Genomic DNA, 19622 nt, shown 5'->3' with positions numbered 1-19622 from the left:
TTCACGCCCCGAGGATCCGCCGCGTCCTCACCAGAGCGCGCTGCTGGCCGAGTTCCTGGAACACCCGGGGGACACCGCCCGATCGACGGAGTGAGAGCACTGGAGACCAGGACGATCGTCATCACCGGCGCCTCCGACGGCATCGGTGCCGCCGCCGCACGACAGCTGGCCGGCCCGGGCCACCGCCTGCTCCTCGTCGGCCGCTCCCCCGAGAAGACCGCCGCCGTCGCGCGGGAGGTGGGCGCCGAGCACTTCGTCGCCGACTTCGCCCGCCTGCGCGACGTCCGCCGCCTGGCCGACGACCTCTCCGAGGCGACCGCCGAGGACGGCATCGATGCGCTGGCCAACAATGCGGGAGGGGTCTTCGGCGAGCGGGCCCCGACGGTCGACGGCTTCGAGAAGACCTTCCAGGTCAACCATCTCGCCCCGTTCCTGCTGACCAATCTGCTGCTGCCCCGGCTGCTCCCGGGAGGCGCCTCGGTGATCGCCACCTCGAGCATCGGGCACCGGCTGTTCGGGCATCTCGACCTCGAGGACCTGGACAACGCGCGCCACTATAGCGCGCGCAAAGCCTATGGCGACGCGAAGCTCGCGAACATCCTGGTCACCCGCAGCCTGCACGCGAAGTTCCATGCCGAGGGGATCTCCTCGGCGGCCTTCCACCCCGGGATCGTGCGCACGAGCTTCGGCACCGGCTCCGCGAGCGGAATGCGCTGGATCTACCAATCGGCGCTCAGCCGCCTCGTGCCGATGAGCAGCCCGGAGGCCGGCGGCGCGATCCTCGCCTGGTTCCTGACCGGCACCCCCGGATCGACCTGGACCTCCGGCCGCTACTACGACCAGGACCGACCCGCCGCGAAGGTCCACCCCCAGGCCGACGACCTCGAGCTCGCCGAGGCCCTATGGCTTCGCAGCGCCGAGCTGGTGGGCCTCCGCTGAGGAGCAGCCCGCCCGTGGGACGGGATGGAGTCGGCCCTCGCGGGAAGGCAGGATGGGGACGCACCGGAACGCACCACCCCGAGGAGATCCCATGACCGTCGTCGTCACCGCCGTGTTCTACCCCAAGCCCGGCAAGAAGCAGGAGCTCGCCGAGGCGATGCGCCGCGGCATCGAGGCCGTCCAGAGCGAGAAGGGATGCGAGCTGTACTCCATCCACGATGCCGAGGACGGCACCATCACGATGATCGAGAAGTGGTCGAGCGTGGAGGATCTCGACGTGCACGGCGACAGCGATCAGGTGAAGATCCTGCGCGCCGACGTCGCCGATCTCGTCGAGAAGCCCGGCCTGGTCACGCGCATGACCCCGATCCCCGTCGGCTCCGCGGAGCAGGGCGCGGTCTGAGCCCACGAACCGACGCCACGGCGCCCGACGGGACGTTCCCGTCGGGCGCTGTCGTCGTCTGCGGTGACGGCAGATGGCGGTGCCCGCGCGACCAGGCCCTCGGAGAGCAGACTCGAGGCGACCACCCCGATCGAGGAGGCATCCGATGAGCACCACCGAGAACACCCCGGGCAGCACCGACGAATCCATCTGGCGGACCTTCCGCCGCAACCGGGACGAGTCCCTGGCCGACCCGCACGGCATCCTGGCGCAGGTGGGATTGCACTGGATCGATCCGTCGGCCGGCCCGCAGCGTCTCGACGGGATCCCCGGCAGCTGGGAGGTCGTCGAGGGGCGTCTCGTCGCAGAATTCGAGGACGCAGCATTCGAGGACACGGAGCCGACCCTGCTCGCCGCCGCCGACGAGGTGGACGTGCGGACCCGCGGCGAGCGCACGACGGCGACCGTGACCGGCACCGGCGACGTGCGCCTGGCCCGCTTCGGCGACGACGTGCAGATCGACGTGATCCGCCGCGGAGGACGCATCGGCCTGCGGCTGCTCGATCCAGCGGCCCCGCGGCGGGCCGCCTTCGACGGCGTTCCGACGTTCCCCTACAACCCTGAGGCCGTGCTGACCGGAACCTGGCGCCGGGAGCCCACCACGGTGACCGTCGGCTCCGCGCTCCCGTGGCTCACCCAGGAGCTCCCCTCCCCCGGCGTCGCCACCCTCGACACGTCGCGCGGACCTGTCGAGCTGCTGCTGACCGGCGAGTCGAGCATCGTCTTCACCGATGTGACCTCCGGGACCGAGAGCGCCGACTGGCGCCAGGTGACCGCTCAGCTCGACGGCGACGCCGTGCGCGTGGATCTGAACTACGCGCTGAACTTCCCGTCCGCCTTCAGCGTCTGGGGCACCTGCCCCAGGTCGCCCGAGGGAAACCATCTGCCCCGTGCGGTGCGCGCCGGCGAACGACGGGTCGAGCCGACCGAGCGCTGAGCCAGACGGCCCGACGGCCGCCGGCTCAGAGCGTGAAGCCGGCCGGGAAGGGGTCGGTGGGATCGAGCCGCAGCTGGGCGGTCGCCGTGACCAGTCGCGCCCGGTGATCGTGGGCACGACCGCCTCACGGCCGCCCACGGCTGGTGGGGAAGGCGGACATGCCCGGCCAGCGTCTCGGAGGGGCAGGTCGGCCCGAGGATCAGCCCGCTCCCCCGCCGGAGTGGGCCGGACCGCCCTGCGCGCCCGTAGGATCGCCAGATGCCCGATCACCCCGAGCACGCTGCCGCTTCCCCGGGCTCCGTCACGCCTGACCGCCCTGGCCCCGGTCGCAGCCGCGGACGCGGAGGCGTGCCCTGGGGCTCGGTGCTGCGCAACGTCGTCCTGGTGGCGGTGGTCCTGATCATGATCTGGCTGGCGCTGAACGTGCGACTGCCCTCGCTGGACCAGCTGCAGGCGGACATCGCGGACCTCGGCGCCTGGGGTCCGCTGGCCTTCATCGGGCTGTACGCCGTCGTCGCGGTGACCCCGATCCCGGTGACGATCATGTCGGTCACGGCCGGGATGCTCTTCGGGCTGCCCCTCGGCACGGTGCTGTCGATGATCGGCGTGGTGCTGGGCTGCTGGGGCGGCTACGGCATCGCGCGGGGACTGGGCCGGGACACGGTGATGCGATCGCTGGGCTCCCACGCCGACATGGTCGAGGAGCATCTGGAAGAGGGCGGCTTCTACGCGGTGTGCACGCTGCGCCTGATGCCGGGCATCCCCTACTGGCCCGTGAACTACGGCAGCGGGGCGCTCGGGGTCACCCAGCGGGAATTCCTGGTCGCCACCAGTCTGTCCGCGCTGCCCGGGCAGGTCTCCCTGATCTCGATCGGGGCGTTCATCGCCTCCCCGACGATGCTCAACGGCATCGCGGTCGGCCTCTCCTGGCTGGTGGTCATCGTGCTGACCGTGCTCTCGCTGCGCCGCTGGCGGGCCGCTCGCGGCTAGACTGCCCAACGCCGACGGAGCAGCTCCTCTGACGCACGCCCGGGGACGGCCCCGCACGGCCGCTGCGCGTCGCCCGGCGCGCGGCGTCGCCCACGGGGGCTCGCGGGTCCCCGGATGTCACCGAGGACGTCTCATGAGCACAACGACCGAGGCCCGAAGCGGTTTCAGCCCGCGGGTGGTCCTGCAGAAGGTCGGCACTTCCCTGTCCAACATGGTGATGCCGAACATCCCGGCGCTGATCGCCTGGGGCATCCTGACAGCTTTCGTCATCCCCAAGGGGTGGACGCCCAACGAGCCGCTGGCCAGCGTCGTCGACCCGATGATCCACTACCTCCTGCCGCTGCTGATCGCCAACACCGGTGGCCGCATGGTCTACGAGGCACGCGGCGCAGTGGTCGGCGTCATCGCCACCATGGGGGTGATCGGCGGCTCGGACTGGCTGATCGCCCAGGAGAACGCCGCCGAACTCGAGAAGTGGATCGCTGCGGGCAACACCGAAGGCACCTTCGAAGCTCTGCCCGAGGTCCACATGTTCATCGGCGCGATGATCATGGCCCCGCTCGCGGCCTGGATCATGAAGCGGCTGGACCGGCTCTGGCAGGAGCACATCCCCGCCGGTTTCGAGATGCTCGTGAACATGTTCTCCGCCGGGATCATCGGCTTCGCACTGCTGGTGGCGGGCTTCTTCGGCCTCGCCCCGCTGGTGAACGGCCTGATGACACTACTGTCGAACGGTGTGGGCGCGCTGGTGAACGCGCATGTGCTACCGCTGGTCTCGCTGCTGATCGAGCCCGCCAAGATCTTCTTCCTCAACAACGCGATTAATCACGGCGTCCTCACCCCGTTGGGCCTGGAGCAGGCCGGGGTGGACGGGAAGTCGATCCTCTTCCTGCTCGAGTCGAACCCCGGACCCGGGGTGGGCATCCTGCTGGCGTTCACCGTCTTCGGCCGCGGGGCGGCGAGAGCCTCCGCCCCGGGTGCCGCGGTCATCCAGTTCTTCGGCGGCATCCACGAGATCTACTTCCCCTACGTGCTCATGAAGCCGGTCCTCATCATCGCCGCGATCGGCGGCGGCATGACCGGAGTCCTGATCAACATGCTCTTCGGGACCGGTCTGGTCGCCCCGGCCTCTCCCGGCTCGGTGTTCATGATCTTCGGCGTCGCCGCGCGCGACTCCTACCTGGGCATCGCCCTCGCGATCGCCGGGGCCGCCGTGGTGAGCTTCCTGCTCTCGGCGCTGCTCCTGCGGATCGGCACGCAGGACGACGGCGACATCGGCGCGGCCACCGCCAAGATGGAGCAGATGAAGGGCAAGAAGTCCTCGGTCGCCGGCGCCCTGACCGGCGCGGGGGCGGCAGGTGCGGGAGCCGCTGCGACGGCCGACGCCTCCGGGCACTCCGGCCGCATCGAGAGGATCGTCTTCGCCTGCGACGCCGGCATGGGCTCCTCCGCCATGGGCGCGACGGTGCTGCGCAAGAAGGTCCGCGCCGCCGGGTTCGACGACGTCGAGGTCACCAACAAGGCAATCTCGAGCCTGTCCGACGAATGGGACGTGGTGGTCACCCAGAAGGAGCTCACCGACCGCGCCCAGCAGCGCACCGGTTCCGCCGTGCACGTCAGCGTCGACCAGTTCATGAACTCGCCGCGCTACGACGAGGTGGTCGAGCTGGTCCAGCAGCGCAACGATCCCGACGCGGCCGCAGAGCCCGAGGCCGAGGCGACGAGCGAGGCGCCCGGGTCCGAGCCCGCCGCCGGAGCGGGCGCTGCGTCGGCCGCTGCCCGCACGGGCCATGGCCGCCGCGCCGCGGACGCCGACGCCGCGAAGGACGACTCCCCGGAGATCCTGGCCTCGGACAGCATCGTCCTGTCCGGCAGCGCCACCGATTCGGCCTCCGGGATCGACGAGGCCGGGGCCCTGCTGGTCGCCGCGGGCGCCGTCGACCAGGGCTACGTGACCGCCATGCACGACCGCGAGGCCACGGTCTCGACGTTCATGGGCAACTCGCTGGCGATCCCCCACGGCACCAACGACGCCAAGTCCTCGATCACGCGCTCGGCGATGTCGTTCGTGCGCTACCCGGACGGCATCGACTGGAACGGCAACTCCACGACGTTCGTCATCGGCATCGCCGGGGTCGGCAACGAGCATCTCGAGCTGCTGCAGAAGGTCGCCATGACCTTCTCCGACCCCGCCCAGGTCGAACGCCTGGAGCAGGCCACCACGGCCGAGGAGATCCGCGCGATCCTCGGCGACGAGAAGGAGTGAAGACGATGAAGACGATGAAGGCAGTCCACGTCGGCGCAGGGAACATCGGCCGCGGCTTCATCGGCCTGCTGCTGCACGAGGCCGGCTACGAGCTGGTGTTCGCGGACGTCGCCGACGCCCTGATCACCCGACTGCAGGAGGCGGACTCCTACCAGGTCCGCACCGTCGGCCAGCACCCCACCACCACCGTCGTCGACGGCTTCACGGCCATCAACTCGTCGCAGGACCCCGATGTTCTGGCTGCGCAGATCGCCGAGGCGGACGTCGTCACCACGGCGGTGGGCGCGCACATCCTGCGCTTCGTCGCCCCGGACATCGCCGCCGGGATCGCGGCCCGCCCGGCCACCTCGCCCCGCCTGGCGGTGATGGCCTGCGAGAACGCGATCAACGCGACCGACCTGCTGGAGCAGGAGATCCGCGCGAACTACTCCGGCGACGATCTCGAGGACAAGGCGCTGTTCTCCAACACCGCCGTCGACCGGATCGTGCCGGTGCAGGCCGAGGACGCCGGGCTCGACGTCACGGTCGAGGACTTCTCCGAGTGGGCGGTCGAGCGCGGGCCCTTCGACGGTCAGGAACCCGATGTCCCGGGCATCACCTGGGTCGACGACCTCGGTCCGTACATCGAGCGCAAGCTGTTCACCGTCAACACCGGGCACGCGACCACCGCCTGGCACGGGTGGAGGGCCGGTCACGCGAGGATCGCCGAGGCCATCGCCGATCCGTCGGTCGCCCAGCAGGTCGAGGCCGTGCTCGGTGAGACCTCCGCGCTGCTGGTCGCCAAGCACGGCTTCACCGCGGACGACATGGCCGCCTACCGCACGAAGGTCCTGGCCCGCTTCGCGAACGAGGCGCTGCCCGATCCGGTCGAGCGTGTGGGGCGGGCCCCGCTGCGCAAGCTCTCGCGCCACGACCGCATCATCGGCCCGGCCGCCGAACTTGCCGAGCGCGGACTGGGGTGTGAGGGCCTGCTGGCCTGCTTCGCGGCCGCGCTCGCCTTCACCCCGGACGGCGACGAGGAGGCGGACCGCCTGCAGGAGATCCTCCGCGGACAGGACGCCGACGCCGCCACGGAGGAGATCACGGGCCTCGACGCGAGCCATCCGCTGTTCGCCGCGGCACGGGAGCGCGTCGCGGCCCGGCAGAGAACCCTCTGATCCCGGTATATTCGTCCCCAGACCGTACGAACCCGGCGCGGACGACCGCGCCCAGTATCCGCCGCTCACCGTGCGGCGGCCCGTCGAAAGGCACACACCATGGCAGAGCGCACCGTCACCATCGCCAGCGCCTCCGGGCTCCACGCGCGCCCCGCGGGAATCTTCGCGCAGGCGGCCGGCGAGCAGCCCGCGACCGTCACCATCGAGAAGCCGGGCGGCAGCCCCGTCCAGGCCTCCAGCATGCTGATGCTGATGACGCTCGGCGCGGGCAAGGGCGATGAGGTCACCCTGCGCGCCGAGGGTGAGGGCGCCGATGAGTCGGTGAACGCTCTCGCGGACCTGCTGGAGAAGGACCTCGACGCCGAGGAGTGAGCAGCGCGGGCGCCTCAAGGGGAAGGGGCAGGACAATAGGCTTGCCGCCCCTTCCCTGCTTTCATGTGAGCACCGTCGACTTGGCATCCAGGGACGCTTTCAAGCCTCTTTGACAGCGCCCTAATTAGCATCTCACATTCAAATATCGGAATACCCGTGAATCGTCAAGCATCTCGTTTAGTCCCGAAATTCGACTCGCCGCAACGAATGTGTTTGCCTCGGCGTTGCCAACCGGAGTATTGGGCCACAGTTGAGCCCTCTATGGAGAGGAAATGATGCGAACGATCAAGAAGGCACTGACAGCAGCCGCAACGCTTGCCGCCGCTGGCACCCTGATCACTGTCGGAGCGCCCGTGGCGAGTGCTTACAATACTCTCGTCAACGACTTCACCAACGCCGAGGTGAACGAGGTTCTTCGCAACAACGGTGAGGTCAAGGGTTACACCTGCGGATGGATGCCGTGGCCGTTCTCTAACCTGTGCGAGTCTATGGTCGATCGGGGTGCTAACGGGGGAATGATTCCCGTCTTCGAGAATGCCTCAGACCGCGGTTGCGGTGTTCGACAGACTGTAAACGCGACCGGCTCCGGAAACTCCTACGACAAAGCTGACTTCTCGTACGAGCTCATCGACTGCCCATGATTCTCACGCGGTAGGCGAACGTGCACGGGCCCACTTGTGCTGCAGTCAGCGCATCACAGTCCCAGCTCCCCCAGGACCGGCAGCCCGGCGCGCACCGCATGCATGGCCTCCTCGGCCGTGCGGGCGCCGACGGCCTGCGCCGCGAGCGCCTTCGCCTCCTCGAGGGTGACGGTGGAGAGGACCTTCGCGACCGCGGGCAGCGCTCGCGGGGTCATGGACAGGCTGTTCACGCCGAGACCGACGAGCACCACGGCCAGGCCCGGGTCACCCGCGGCCTCGCCGCACACGCCCACGGGTTTGGCGGCCTTCTCCCCGAAGGCCTCGGGGTCGCCGCCGGCGGCGCGGGCCCCGTCGCAGGTGGCCTTGACCAGGGACAGCACCGAGGGCTGCCACGGGTTGTTGAGATGGGCCAGGGAGCCCAGCTGACGGTCGGCGGCCATCGTGTACTGGGTGAGGTCGTTGGTGCCGATGGACGCGAAGTCGCAGGCGGCCAGGTGTCGGTCCGCGGTGATCGCGGCCGACGGGGTCTCGACCATGATCCCGGCGGGGTGGAGGTTCCGCTCCCGGCACAGGGCCGCGAAGTCCTCGGTCTCGGTGACGGTGGCGATCATCGGGGCCATCACCCAGGGCGTCGCCTCGGACTGCTCGGCGGCGGCGGCGATCGCGTCGAGCTGGTTGGTCAGCACCGAGCGCTTCTCCCAGGAGGTGCGGTAGGCCCGCACCCCGAGAGCCGGGTTGGGCTCGTCGGCGTCGGTGAGGAACGGCAGCGGCTTGTCGGCGCCGGCATCGATGGTGCGCACCACGACCTTCTTGCCGGCCATGTGCGCGAACGCCTCGACATAGGCCGACGTCTGCTCCGGGACGCTCGGCTCGTCCTCGCGGTCCAGGAACAGGAACTCGGTGCGGAACAGACCCACCCCGTCGGCGTGCGCCGCGGCGGCCTTCTCGGCGTCGGCCGCGCCGCCGATGTTGGCCAGCAGCTGCACGCGGGTCCCGTCGGCCAGGACCCCTCCCCCGCCCTCGTAGGTCAGCGGGTTCTTCTGCAGCTCGGCCCAGGCCTCGGCGAAGCGGTGGTGCTCCTCGGTGACCTCGTCGGTGATGGTGCCCAGCCCGGCGTCGACGAACACCTCGGTGCCGTCGGCGAACTCGTGGATGCTCTTGGCCGCCACGATCGCGGGCAGGCCCAGCTGGCGGGCAAGGATCGCGGTGTGCGACTGGGGACCGCCGTCGGAGGTGATCAGGGCGATCACCCGGGTCGGGTCGAGGGTGGCGGTATCGGCCGGGGCGAGGTCGATCGCGGTGAGCACGAAGGGCTCGGTGACGTCCGGGATCCCGGGGGCCTGCTCGCCGCGCAGCTCGGCGACGATGCGGGCGCGCACGTCGCGCACGTCCGTCGCGCGCTCGGCCATGTAGCCGCCCAGGCCCTCGAGCATGGTGGCGACTTGGTCGCCGGCCTCCCAGACGGCGCGCGCCGGGGACTTGCCGCCGGAGAGCACGAAGCCCTGCGCGGTCTGGGTCAGGGAGGGATCCGCCGCCATCTGCGCGGTGGCCTCGAGGATCTTCTTCCCGTCACCCGGGGCGCGCTCGGCCAGACGGGTCAGGGCCTCCTGCACGGCCGCCGCGGCGACCGGGATCCGCTCCGCCTCGACGGCCGGGTCCGCGCCCTCGGAGATCTTCTCGTTCCCCGGCGGCTCGGCGACCGGTGGGGCCATCGATCGGATCGTGCCGATCACGCGACCGGGGCTCACGGCAACACCTGTGTACTGGGCCATCGCTGACTCTCCTTGCGGGGATCCGGGCGGTGTCGACGGGAGCGACGACACGCTCATGCTACGCGGGCGGAGGGCGATCCACGGCGGTCCGTATGAAGGCACGATGACCGCGATGGACTGGGAGCACCTGCCCGTGCCCGATCTCACCGGTCACACCGTCGTGATGACGGGTGCGAGCGACGGCCTCGGCCGGGAGGCGGCGCTGCAGCTGGCGCTCTGGGGTGCCGACCTCGTCCTTCCGGTCCGCTCCCGCAGCAAGGGCGAGGTCGTCGCTCAGCGGATCATCCGCGAGACCGGTCGGCCGGACGCGGTGCGCCTGGCACGCCTGGACCTCTCGGACCTGTCGTCGGTGCGCGAGGGCGCCGAGGAGATCATGCGTCTGATCGGACCGGGTGGGATCGACCTGCTGATCCATGTCGCCGGGGTCGTCACCCGGCGCCGCGAGGAGACGACCGACGGATTCGAGCGGATGATGGCGGTCAACGCGCTCGCTCCCCTGCTCCTCACCGAGACCCTGCTGCCGCTGGTGCGGGAGCGGGTCGTGGTCGTCGCCTCCGACGCGCACACGTTCGGGTCGATCGACCTGAGTGATCCGCCACCCAGCCTCTGCCCCCGGGGTCCTACATCGGTCCCGACGGTCGTGGTGCCCTGCGGGGCCGGCCGACGTTCCTGCGACGCTCGGCGACCGCCCTGGACCGCGGACTGGCCCGGGAGGTCACCGCCTGGGCACGGTCCGAGGCGCGCTTCGCACCGTCCTGAGCGGCGGCGACCGGCTGGGAGCTGATCTGCGGCATCTCGGGCGGAGGGTGCGGGATTCGAACCCGCGGTACGGGGTCACCGCACAATGGTTTTCAAGACCATCTCATTCGGCCGCTCTGACAACCCTCCCGGTGCCCGGAGGCACCCGGGCAGTGTACCGGGGCCGCGGCGCTCACCCGGCCACCGCACGGGGCATAGGCTGGCGGCACCTGCAGTCGAGGAGAGGAGCGTCTCCATGCGCGCCGTACTGATCGATGCCGAGGGGGCCGACGCCCGCCTCGTCGAGGACGCCGACGAAGCCCTGCTGGCGGGCCCCGTCGAGCTGGACGTGCTCTTCTCCAGCTACAACTACAAGGACGGCATGGCGATCGCCGGCCAGGGCATCGTCCGTCGCTTCCCACTGATCCCCGGCATCGACCTGGTGGGGCGCGTGACCGCCTCGGAGGCCGAGGAGTACTCCGCCGGCGATCTCGTGATCCTGGACGGCGACGGCATCGGCGAGACCCTGCACGGCGGCTTCGCCACCCGCGCCCGCGTGCGCCCCGACGCCCTGGTGCGCCTGCCCGCGGACCTCTCCCCCGAGCGGGCCGCCGCCATCGGCACCGCCGGATTCACGGCGATGCTCTCGGTGCTGCGCCTCGAGGACGGCGGCGTCACCCCGGAGGACGGGGACGTGCTGGTCACGGGTGCTTCCGGCGGCGCAGGATCGGTCGCCGTCGCTCTCCTGGCGGGCCGCGGACACCGCGTCGTGGCCTCGACCGGTCGGACCGGGGAGAACGCGGAGTACCTGCGTGACCTCGGGGCCAGCGAGGTGATCGACCGTGGCGAGCTCGGCGACGAGATCGGCAAGCCCCTGCAGTCCCAGCGCTGGGCCGGGGCGATCGACGCCGTGGGCAGTACGACGCTCGCCAACGTCCTCGCGCAGACGTCCTGGGGTGGCGTGGTCGCGGCCTACGGCCTCGCCCAGGGGATGGATCTGCCGACGTCCGTCATGCCGTTCATCCTGCGCCACGTGACCCTCGCCGGGGTGAACTCGGTCGAGGCCCCGCCGGCTCTGCGCGAGCGGGCCTGGGACGCGCTGGCCCACGAGCTCGACCTCGACCTGCTGGATTCGATGACCACCAGCATCGGACTGTCGGAGACGATCTCCTACGCGCCGCGGATCCTCGCCGGCGAGACCCGGGGCCGCACCGTCGTGGACGTGACCCAGTGACCGGCCCCGTGACCATGCGCGCGATCGCCATCACCGAGGACCACCACCTCGAACCGGTGGACCTGCCCGAGCCCGTCCCTGCCCCCGGCGAGGTTCTCGTCGACGTGGTCGCCGCCGGCGTGAACCGCGCCGACGTGGCCCAGACCGCCGGGAAGTACCCGCCGCCCCCGGGTGCCTCCGAGCTGCCCGGCCTGGAGATCTCCGGCCGCCGCCGGGACACCGGCGAAGCCGTGGTGGCGCTGCTGGCGGGCGGCGGCTACGCCGAGGTGGTCGCGGTCCCCGAGGGCCAGCTGCTGCCGGTGCCCGAGAACACCGACCTGGTCGAGGCCGCCGGGGTGGTCGAGGTGTGCGCGACCGTCGTCTCCAACCTGGTGCTCGAAGGGCGCCTGCGCGACGGCGAGACCGTGCTGATCCACGGCGGCACCGGCGGCATCGGCACCGTCGCGATCCAGCTGGCGCGGCAGCTCGGCGCCCGGGTGCTGACCACCGTCGGCTCCGAGGAGGCGATCGCGCGCGTGCGGGAGCTGGGGGCCGACGCCGCCTGGAACCGCCGCACCACCGACCTGCTCGAGGCGGTGCGGGAGACCGGCGGGGCCGACGTGATCCTCGACGTGGTCGGCGGCTCCGCGCTCGCGGACAACGTGTCGATGCTGCGCGAGCACGGCCGTCTGGTCATCATCGGCACCCTCGGCGGGGCCAGCGGCGAGCTGCCGATCGGGATGCTGATGGGCAAGCGCGCCCGCGTCATCGGCACCACGCTGCGCTCGCGGCGCACCGAGGGCAAGCGCGAGATCCTCGAGGCCACCCGCGAGCTGGTCTGGCCGCTGCTGGCCGATGGGTCGCTGCAGATCCCGATCCATGCCCGATTCCCGCTCGAGCGCGCCGCGGAGGCGCATGACGTGCTGCGCGAGGGTGGGCATCTGGGCAAGGTGGTCCTGGAGGTCGCGGAGACGCAGCCCCGGAACCGCTGATCAGCCCCGGAACCGCTGATCAGCCCCGCAGCGCCTCCAGCACCAGCACCGTGCCGTCCTCGTAGACGGAGTCGGTGACCACGTCCGCGACGTCCTTCACGCCCTGCGGTGCCTGCCCCATCGCGATCCCGACCCCGGCCCAGGTGAGCATCTCGGTGTCGTTGAAGCCGTCGCCGACGGCCACGGTGTGCGCGGCGGCGATGTCGAGCCGGGCGCGGATGTCCTCGAGGGCCGTGGCCTTGGAGACGCCGGGAGCGGCCATGTCCAGCCAGGCCGTCCACCCGATCGAGTACTCCACGCCGTGGACGCCGGATGCGGCGATGACCTCGCTGAACTCCTGCGGGGACAGATCGGGCACATGGACCACCACGCGCACCGCTTCGAGCTCCATGAGGTCATCCAGCGGGCGCTCGGTCGCCTGGACGCCGAAGCTGGCGTCCTGGAAGCCGGTGGTGGCGTGGAAGCCGCCGTCGACCGTCTCGACCGCGTAGTGGGCGTCGGGCTGGACCTCGCGCAGGGTGCGCAGGGCATGGCCGGGCTGGAAGGAACGGGTCTCGACGATGCGGTGGCCCCCGTCGGCCTCCGGATCCAGCTGGACGGTGACCGCGCCGTTGGAGCACACCGCGTAGCCGCGGGTGATGCCGGCGGCCTCGACGATCGGCAGGGTCGCGCCGATGGAGCGGCCGGTGGCGATGACGACGGTGTGCTGGTCAGCGGTGCGCTGCAGCACCCGGCGCATCGGCGGGGACATGACGCCGTCGTGATCGACGAGCGTGCCGTCGACGTCGAGGCCCACCAGCAGCTGCTCGCCGCCCAGGGCGTCGAGGTGCTCCTGCAGGCGGGTGCGGGTCGCGTCGGGATCGGTCAGGGACGTCGGAGAGGTCGGGGCGGTCATGTCCCCCAGTCTTCCAGCACGGTCTGACACCCGGGTGAACCGACGGTGACGCACGGACTCCAGGAGCCGTCGCAGCGGGGACGCGGAGGCCATCTCAGGCGGTGACCTCGAAGACCTCACGCCCGCCGAGGTAGGGCCGCAGTCCCTCCGGGACCACCACCGACCCGTCGGGGCGCTGATGGTTCTCGAGGATCGCCGCGATGAAGCGGGTGGTCCCGAGGGTGCCGTTCAGCGTCGCGACAGGGCGCAGGCCGTCGACGGTGCGCTCGCGGATGTTCAGCCGCCTCGCCTGGAACTGGGTGGTGTTCGAGGTCGAGGTGAGCTCGCGGTAGGTGTTCTGGCTGGGCATCCACGCCTCGCAGTCGTACTTGCGGGCGGCGGAGGTGCCGAGGTCGCCGGCGGCCGTGTCGATGATGCGGTAGGGCACGTCGATCCGCGCGAGCATCTCGCGCTCGAGGTCCAGCAGGCGCTCGTGCTCCGCGTAGGAGTCCTCGATGCGGCAGTAGGAGAACATCTCGACCTTGTGGAACTGGTGGACGCGGATGATACCGCGGGTGTCCCTGCCGTAGCTGCCGGCCTCGCGGCGGTAGCAGGCGCTCCAGCCGGCGTAGCGGATCGGGCCGTCGGAGAGGTCGAGGACCTCGTCCTTGTGGTAGCTGGCCAGGGCCACCTCGCTGGTGCCGACGAGGTAGAGGTCGTCGTCCTTGTCGAGGTGGTAGACCTCGTCGGCGTGCTCGCCGAGGAAGCCGGTGCCCTCCATCGACTCGGGAAGCACCAGGGTCGGGGTGATCATCGGGGTGAAACCGGCCTTCGTGGCCTGGTCGATCGCTGAGTTCAGGATCGCGAGCTCGAGCTGGGCGCCGACGCCGGTGAGGAAGTAGAAGCGGGCCCCGGAGACCTTCGCGCCACGGGCCATGTCGATCGCCTTCAGACCCTCGGCGAGCTCCAGATGGTCCTTGACCGGGTGCTCGAAGGCGGGGTTCTCCCCGACGGTCTCGCGGAGGGCGAAGTCGTCCTCGAGCCCCTCGGGGGCGCCCTCGGCGACGTTCGGGATGGCGCGCAGCAGGGTGTCCCGGGCGGCGATGGCCTCGTCGGCCTCCGCCTGCAGGTGCTTGACGTCGGCGGCGAGCTGCTTGACCTCGGCCAGCAGCCGCTGCTTCTCCTCGCCTGCGGCCTGGGCGACCTGCTTGCCGAAGGCCTTCTGCTCGGCTCGCGCGGACTCGAAGGATCCGGTCGCCTCGCGCCAGCGGGAGTCGGCCTCGAGCACCGCGTCGACGGCAGAGGGGTCTCGCCGACGCGCCCTCTGGGCGTCACGGACGGCATCGGGATTCTCGCGCAGGAGCCGCAGATCGATCATTGCTCCAGGGTACCCGCGCCGCGAGGCGGTCACGGCGGCCGCCGCGCTCAGTAGGCTGTGCCCATGGACCAGCCCCTCCTCGTGCTCAACATCGTCTCGATCATCATCCTGGTCGTGGCGGTCGTGCTGCTGGCCGTGGCCCTGCGGCACCTGGCCCGGCACCGTCGGGAGATCGGCGAGCTGCGCGCGAGGACCGAGAGGCACGAGAAGGAGATGCGCGAGGCATCGACCCCCGGCGGCACGGACGGGGAGCTCTCCGGCGACGCTGCGGGCTCCGCCGGGACGGTCAGCTCCCCGGACCGGGTCCAGCAGGTCGCCGTGGTCCTGAACCCCGCGAAGTTCGACGACGCCGAGCAGTTCCGCACCCGGGTGCGCGAGATCGCCGAGCACCTCGAGGGGGCGGAGGTCGTCTTCTACGAGACCAGCGTCGAGGACCCGGGCCGCGGGCAGGCGCGCCAGGCCCGACTGGACGGCGCGGACCTGGTGATCGCCGCCGGCGGGGACGGCACCGTGCGCCTGGTCGCCTCCGTGCTCGCCGGGACCGACACCCGGATGGGCATCATCCCCTCGGGCACCGGGAACCTGCTGGCCCGCAACCTCGACATCCCGCTGGAGGATCCCTCGGCCGCGATGACCGCGGCCCTGGCCGGCCACGACAAGCAGATCGACGTGGGCTGGCTGCGCACCGGCGGCTCGATCAGCGAGGCGGCGAGCTCTGCCGAACAGATCTTCCTGGTCATCGCCGGCTTCGGAGCCGACGCCGAGATGATCGGCCATACCGACGACACGCTGAAGAAGCGCCTGGGCTGGGTCGCCTACGTGTTCGGCGGGGTGCGCACGATCCTGGGGCGCTCGGTCGACGTGGTCCTGGACTTCCCCGACGGCACCCGTCACGCGCACAAGGCCCGCACCGTGCTGCTGGGCAACGTCGGCAAGCTGCCCGGCGGCTTCGTGCTCATGCCGGACGCGACCGCGGACAACGGACGGCTGGAGATCGTGGTGGCCGGGTGGAAGGGCGCGGCCGGCTTCAGCCAGGTGCTCACCGAGGTCGTGACCCCCAAGCTCGTCCCCCGGGGCAGGTTCGCCGAGACGACCCGACTCTCCTCGATGGACCGCTACCAGGCCACCGAGGTGAAGGTCGCGACCACGAAGGCTCAGCCCGTACAGCTGGACGGCGACACCGACGCCGAGGCCACGCACCTGATCGCCCGGATCGACCCGGGGTCGCTGCGACTGCGGGTCCCGGCGGGCACGGACTCGACGCAGCCCTGACCGTGCAGCCATGCTGCGGCGGCGTCACCGGCGCTGTCGACGCCGCCGGCAGCGGCGCTGTCACGCGCGGCCGGACGCCGGGGTGACCATACCGGTGAGCTTCTCGATCCAGCGGTGCGCCTCGTCGTAGGTCTCGTCGGCGAACTCCTCGCGCGGCTCGGGGCGCGCCCCGTCGATGCGGGGGTAGGAGCCGAGGTAGTGCACGACGGGGCAGATCCGGTGCAGCGCGCGCAGGGAGGCGGCGACCCGCCGGTCCTCGATGTGGCCCTCGACGTCGAGGGAGAAGGAGTACCTCCCCAGGAAGTCACCGATGGGGCGCGACTCGATCCGCGAGAGGTTCACGCCGTTGGCGCTGAACATCTCGAGGGTCTCGAGCAGCGCGCCGGAGCGGTTGTGCGGGAGGTGGACGACGAGGGTGGTCTTGTCGGCGCCGGTGCGGGCGGGGATCCGTCCCTCGCGGGTGACCAGGACGAAGCGGGTCTGGGCGCCCTCGGTGTCCTCGATCCGCTCGGCGAGGACGGTGAGGCCGAAGTGCTTCGCGGCCAGGGGGGAGCAGACAGCGGCGCGACCGCGGGCCTGCTCGGGGCTCAGCGCGGCGAGGTCCCGCGCGGCGGCGGCGGTCGAGGACGCGGTCGCGACGTGCGCGTCGGGGAGGTTGCCGCGCAGCCAGCCCTGCACCTGGGCCTGGGCGTGCGGATGGGAGGAGACCACCTCGAGGTCCTTCAGGGCGGTGTCCTCGCGCGCGGCGAGGACGAAAGTGACCTGGACGATCTGCTCGGCGACGATGGTGATGGAGTCGGTCGCCGCGAGCACGTCGAGAGTGCCGGAGACGCCGCCCTCGACGGAGTTCTCGATGGGTGCGATGAGCGCGTCGATGTCTCCGGCGAGGAGGTCCGTGGTGGCGGTCGCGACGGCGGAGAACGGCACCTGCTCCACCTGCTCGGAGATCTCGCGGGGCATCACCTCGAGAGCCTGCAGCAGCGCCTGATGGGTGAAGGTGGTCTCGGGTCCCAGATATCCGTACCGCATGAGAGCCAAGGGTACTGCGCAGGCCGTGGTCGAGCGGAACGCGCGGCGATCAGTAGGGCGGGTCTCCGTCGTGGACGGTGGGGCCTGTGGGCGGTTCGAGCCCGTCGTCGAGAGCGGGGTCGTCCGGGTCGTGCTCTCGCAGGAATCGGTCGAATTCCCCGGCGCGCTCGAGCCCGTCCAGTTCGAGCTGCCACTGGTACCTGTCCCAGGACTCGGTGAGGGCGATGGCGATGTGCGGGGTGAGCAGATCGCCGCGCGGTCGCACCGTGATCCGCGCGCGTTCGGTCGCGCCGACCGACCACGTGGTGGAGCCGTCGGGGTTGCGCTCGGGATCGATGAGACGCCGGGTCTTGTCGCTGTGATGCCCCCAGTCCATGCGGTGGAGGTTCGCGATGCTCGTCGGGCCGCCCCGAGCGGGGTGCGCGTGGTCGAACTCCTCGATGTGGTCGTTCTCCGCACCGCTGCCCGAGGTGTTCTTCGTGCAGGCGGGAGCGGCGCAGACCGGGTCTCGAAGGCGGAGGTGCTCGACCATCGCCGCGGTGGGCCGGTACTGGTCCGCCGGGAGCGGAAGGAACTCCCCGCTCGAGGGATCGGTGAGGACCCGGTACCAGGTGGTCTCGCCGGCGGCGAGCCGGCGAGCCATCGGGGCTGGGATCGGGGTGGTCCCGTCATAGGTGGCCGGGGCGTCGGAGAGCCCCATGAGGGTCAGGAACGGGACGACGACGTTGATGCGGTGGGCGGGAGCGGGAACCTCGACTCCGCCGGTCCCCAGCAGGGTGCGGCTCAGGATCGCGTATCGGATCTCGGGCAGGCCCATGGTCTTCTGCTCCTCGGCGACGGCGCCGTCGAGATCGAAAGGGATCGGGGACCCGTCCTCCAGCGCACGGCGCTGGTCGGCGCGGACGGCTCGCGCGGAGTCGTCCAACCGCTGGGCGAGGGCATGGATCTCGGGGACCGGGCCGGTGACGCGGAGCGATGCCGTGCCGTCGTCGACGGGCGAGCGCTCCAGGAACACGCCCCGGGAGTCGACGGGGTCCGGGCGGGCCCCGTGGGTCTCGTACCAGGCCCGCAGGAGGCGCAGCTCATCGGAGAAACGGTCGGCGGGGATGGATGCGAGGTCCCATCCCGCGACGAGCTCGTCGGCCTCCGCGCGCTGGGCATCGGACAGATCGCGCACCGCGGTGAGGACCTTGTCGAACCAGTCCGCCGGCATGTCCCCGCGGCGCAGCCGCTCGAACGTGCGCGGCAGATGCGTGGTGGCGAGATGGGCGTCGTTGAGCAGCCTGCCGGCCCTTTTCGTGGTGGTGCGCAGCGCGATCGCGACGGCGAGGTCCGCCTCCTCGCGCGGATCGTCGGAGTCGGGGTCGACCCAGAACACCGCTGCCTGCGCGAGGAGCTCCGCGCGGGCTCGGGACGCGGTGCGCTGCATGTCCAGCAACCGTGCCACGCCGGCCCTGTCCGGGGAGTCGACCGCGAGCTTCCCTCGTGTCGCCGCGGACTCGGCGGTGAGCTCCGAACGCGCCCGGACCCGCTGGTGCGGGGCACGTCGAGCCGGGGCCGCGGACCGGGACGAGGCGGCTCGAGTCGCATGTGCCTCAGGAGCAGCGGGGGCACCAGGAGCACGGGGTGCGTCGGGCGAGTCGGACGTGGGCGGGTCGAGGGTGAGCGGCATGGACGTCATCGCGGAATCCGTGGTGCCCATGCTCCCCACCCCCATGCCGACAGTCTTCTGCGGATGCCGATGGGCGAGTACGTCCGGATCGCTCGCCATCGAACATGTCCCCGATTGATGACCCCATTTTAGAACGTGCGTTCCCTCACGGCAAGAGGGACGCCGAGATCGGGGAGAAATGTGGATGACTCGGCGTGGGGAGGAAAGACCTCGGCCCGGTGCCGGTCGGCGTTCCGCATCGGGCGGAACCGCGCCGATCACCGCCCTGCCGATCACCGCCTTGCCGATCGCCGCCGCGCGGTCACGGCCGCGCCGGCCGCTCCTCGTCGCCGACCCAGAAGCGCAGCTTTCCCTCCACCGTGTTCTCGAGGCGTCCACCCGCCCTCTCGATCGCACGACGGGAGCCGATGTTGGTCTCGTCGCAGGTGATCAGCACAGGGGCGATGCCGAGGCCGCGTGCTTCCTCCAGGCCGAGCGCGAGGGCGGCCGAGGCGATGCCCCGGCGCCGGGCCGAGGGACGCACGGAGTAGCCGATGTGCCCGCCCTGGTCGTGGAGGAAGCGGTTCAGGCGGTGGCGGATCGCGAGGAATCCCAGGATCTCGTCGGACCTGTCGGTCGCGAGGATCCAGCGGCTCGTGCAGTGCACCCGCGGCTCCTCGAGCGCGGTGGCGGGATCTTCCTCGGCGAGCCGTCCGGTCACGAAGTCGATGAAGTCGGTGTCGTCCACGGGCGGCGCCGCGGGGTCGGCGATGCTCGCACCGTCCAGGGGCGTGCCGGCGAAGTCCGCGAGGCACTCGACGAAGGCCGCGTGGCGGGAGACGGAGGGCGGGACGAGGCGGATCGATGGCGGCATCGGCCCATCGTGCCAGGCCCGTGCGGTGTGCGGTGTGCGGTGCGCGGTGCGCGGTGTGCGGTACGACCCGTCGCCGGTCACCCGG

General features: G+C 71.2%; 18 protein-coding genes and 1 tRNA gene. 12 read left to right on the top strand and 7 right to left on the bottom strand.

Annotation, left to right across the window (positions count from 1 at the left end; all coding sequences use genetic code 11):
• Positions 1–90 precede the first annotated feature (90 nt).
• The 8 genes from BH708_RS17500 (at position 91) to BH708_RS19925 (ending at position 7744) form a co-directional block, all read left to right on the top strand.
• Positions 91–939 (top strand): SDR family NAD(P)-dependent oxidoreductase, encoded by an 849-nt coding sequence (locus tag BH708_RS17500; protein ID WP_076810262.1) that lies wholly within the window; start codon positions 91–93, stop codon positions 937–939.
• 91 nt (positions 940–1030) lie between these two features.
• The gene (locus tag BH708_RS17495) at positions 1031–1342 is read left to right on the top strand and encodes a putative quinol monooxygenase (RefSeq protein WP_076810261.1); all 312 of its coding nucleotides are present in this window, start codon (positions 1031–1033) and stop codon (positions 1340–1342) included.
• Positions 1343–1487: 145 nt separating this feature from the next.
• A complete protein-coding gene (locus BH708_RS17490) occupies positions 1488–2318 on the top strand; it encodes a DUF1684 domain-containing protein (RefSeq protein ID WP_076810260.1) in 831 nt (276 codons plus the stop codon).
• 258 nt (positions 2319–2576) lie between these two features.
• Positions 2577–3308 (top strand): TVP38/TMEM64 family protein, encoded by a 732-nt coding sequence (locus tag BH708_RS17485; RefSeq protein WP_076810259.1) that lies wholly within the window; start codon positions 2577–2579, stop codon positions 3306–3308.
• Between the two features lie 133 nt (positions 3309–3441).
• Positions 3442–5574 carry a PTS sugar transporter subunit IIA gene (locus BH708_RS17480; RefSeq protein ID WP_076810258.1) on the top strand — a complete coding sequence of 711 codons (2133 nt, stop codon included), beginning with the start codon at positions 3442–3444 and terminating at the stop codon, positions 5572–5574.
• 14 nt (positions 5575–5588) lie between these two features.
• Positions 5589–6731 carry a mannitol-1-phosphate 5-dehydrogenase gene (locus BH708_RS17475; RefSeq protein ID WP_076811550.1) on the top strand — a complete coding sequence of 381 codons (1143 nt, stop codon included), beginning with the start codon at positions 5589–5591 and terminating at the stop codon, positions 6729–6731.
• A 99-nt stretch (positions 6732–6830) separates the two neighbouring features.
• A complete protein-coding gene (locus BH708_RS17470) occupies positions 6831–7103 on the top strand; it encodes an HPr family phosphocarrier protein (protein WP_076810257.1) in 273 nt (90 codons plus the stop codon).
• Positions 7104–7375: 272 nt separating this feature from the next.
• Positions 7376–7744: a hypothetical protein gene (locus BH708_RS19925; protein WP_157236038.1), complete on the top strand. Its 369-nt coding sequence runs from the start codon at positions 7376–7378 to the stop codon at positions 7742–7744.
• A 53-nt stretch (positions 7745–7797) separates the two neighbouring features.
• Here the strand turns inward: BH708_RS19925 and ptsP are convergent, their stop codons facing one another.
• Positions 7798–9516: a phosphoenolpyruvate--protein phosphotransferase gene (gene ptsP / locus BH708_RS17465; RefSeq protein WP_076810256.1), complete on the bottom strand. Its 1719-nt coding sequence runs from the start codon at positions 9514–9516 to the stop codon at positions 7798–7800.
• Between the two features lie 103 nt (positions 9517–9619).
• On the opposite strand from ptsP, the gene BH708_RS17460 reads away from it, so the two are divergent.
• Positions 9620–10300 (top strand): SDR family NAD(P)-dependent oxidoreductase, encoded by a 681-nt coding sequence (locus tag BH708_RS17460; protein ID WP_076810255.1) that lies wholly within the window; start codon positions 9620–9622, stop codon positions 10298–10300.
• 16 nt (positions 10301–10316) lie between these two features.
• On the opposite strand, the gene BH708_RS17455 is transcribed toward BH708_RS17460, so the two are convergent.
• Positions 10317–10404: transfer RNA gene (locus BH708_RS17455), tRNA-Ser, on the bottom strand.
• Between the two features lie 106 nt (positions 10405–10510).
• Between BH708_RS17455 and BH708_RS17450 the strand changes: the two genes are divergently transcribed.
• Positions 10511–11488 (top strand): MDR family oxidoreductase, encoded by a 978-nt coding sequence (locus BH708_RS17450; RefSeq protein ID WP_076810254.1) that lies wholly within the window; start codon positions 10511–10513, stop codon positions 11486–11488.
• Between the two features lie 14 nt (positions 11489–11502).
• Complete coding sequence (locus tag BH708_RS17445; protein ID WP_076811548.1) at positions 11503–12459, top strand: NAD(P)H-quinone oxidoreductase; 957 nt, start codon at positions 11503–11505, stop codon at positions 12457–12459.
• 19 nt (positions 12460–12478) lie between these two features.
• Here BH708_RS17445 and BH708_RS17440 read toward each other — a convergent pair whose 3' ends face one another.
• Both BH708_RS17440 and serS read right to left on the bottom strand, forming a co-directional pair.
• Positions 12479–13354: an HAD family hydrolase gene (locus BH708_RS17440; protein WP_076810253.1), complete on the bottom strand. Its 876-nt coding sequence runs from the start codon at positions 13352–13354 to the stop codon at positions 12479–12481.
• A 94-nt stretch (positions 13355–13448) separates the two neighbouring features.
• A complete protein-coding gene (gene serS / locus BH708_RS17435; protein WP_076810252.1) occupies positions 13449–14711 on the bottom strand; it encodes a serine--tRNA ligase in 1263 nt (420 codons plus the stop codon).
• Between the two features lie 63 nt (positions 14712–14774).
• Here serS and BH708_RS17430 point away from each other — a divergent pair, with 63 nt between their 5' ends.
• A complete protein-coding gene (locus BH708_RS17430) occupies positions 14775–15983 on the top strand; it encodes a diacylglycerol kinase family protein (protein WP_076810251.1) in 1209 nt (402 codons plus the stop codon).
• 60 nt (positions 15984–16043) lie between these two features.
• On the opposite strand, the gene pheA is transcribed toward BH708_RS17430, so the two are convergent.
• From pheA to BH708_RS17415, 3 genes are all read right to left on the bottom strand, one after another.
• Positions 16044–17012 carry a prephenate dehydratase gene (gene pheA / locus BH708_RS17425; protein WP_076810250.1) on the bottom strand — a complete coding sequence of 323 codons (969 nt, stop codon included), beginning with the start codon at positions 17010–17012 and terminating at the stop codon, positions 16044–16046.
• A 49-nt stretch (positions 17013–17061) separates the two neighbouring features.
• A complete protein-coding gene (locus tag BH708_RS17420; RefSeq protein ID WP_076810249.1) occupies positions 17062–18441 on the bottom strand; it encodes a DUF222 domain-containing protein in 1380 nt (459 codons plus the stop codon).
• A gap of 544 nt (positions 18442–18985) precedes the next feature.
• Entirely contained in the window at positions 18986–19537 is a 552-nt protein-coding gene (locus BH708_RS17415) for a GNAT family N-acetyltransferase (protein ID WP_076811546.1), read from the bottom strand.
• Between the last annotated feature and the right edge of the window lie 85 nt (positions 19538–19622).

Source organism: Brachybacterium sp. P6-10-X1 (assembly GCF_001969445.1).
Classification (GTDB): domain Bacteria; phylum Actinomycetota; class Actinomycetes; order Actinomycetales; family Dermabacteraceae; genus Brachybacterium.
Note: the sequence above shows the minus strand (reverse complement) of the source record. Positions and strands in the feature narration are given on the sequence as shown.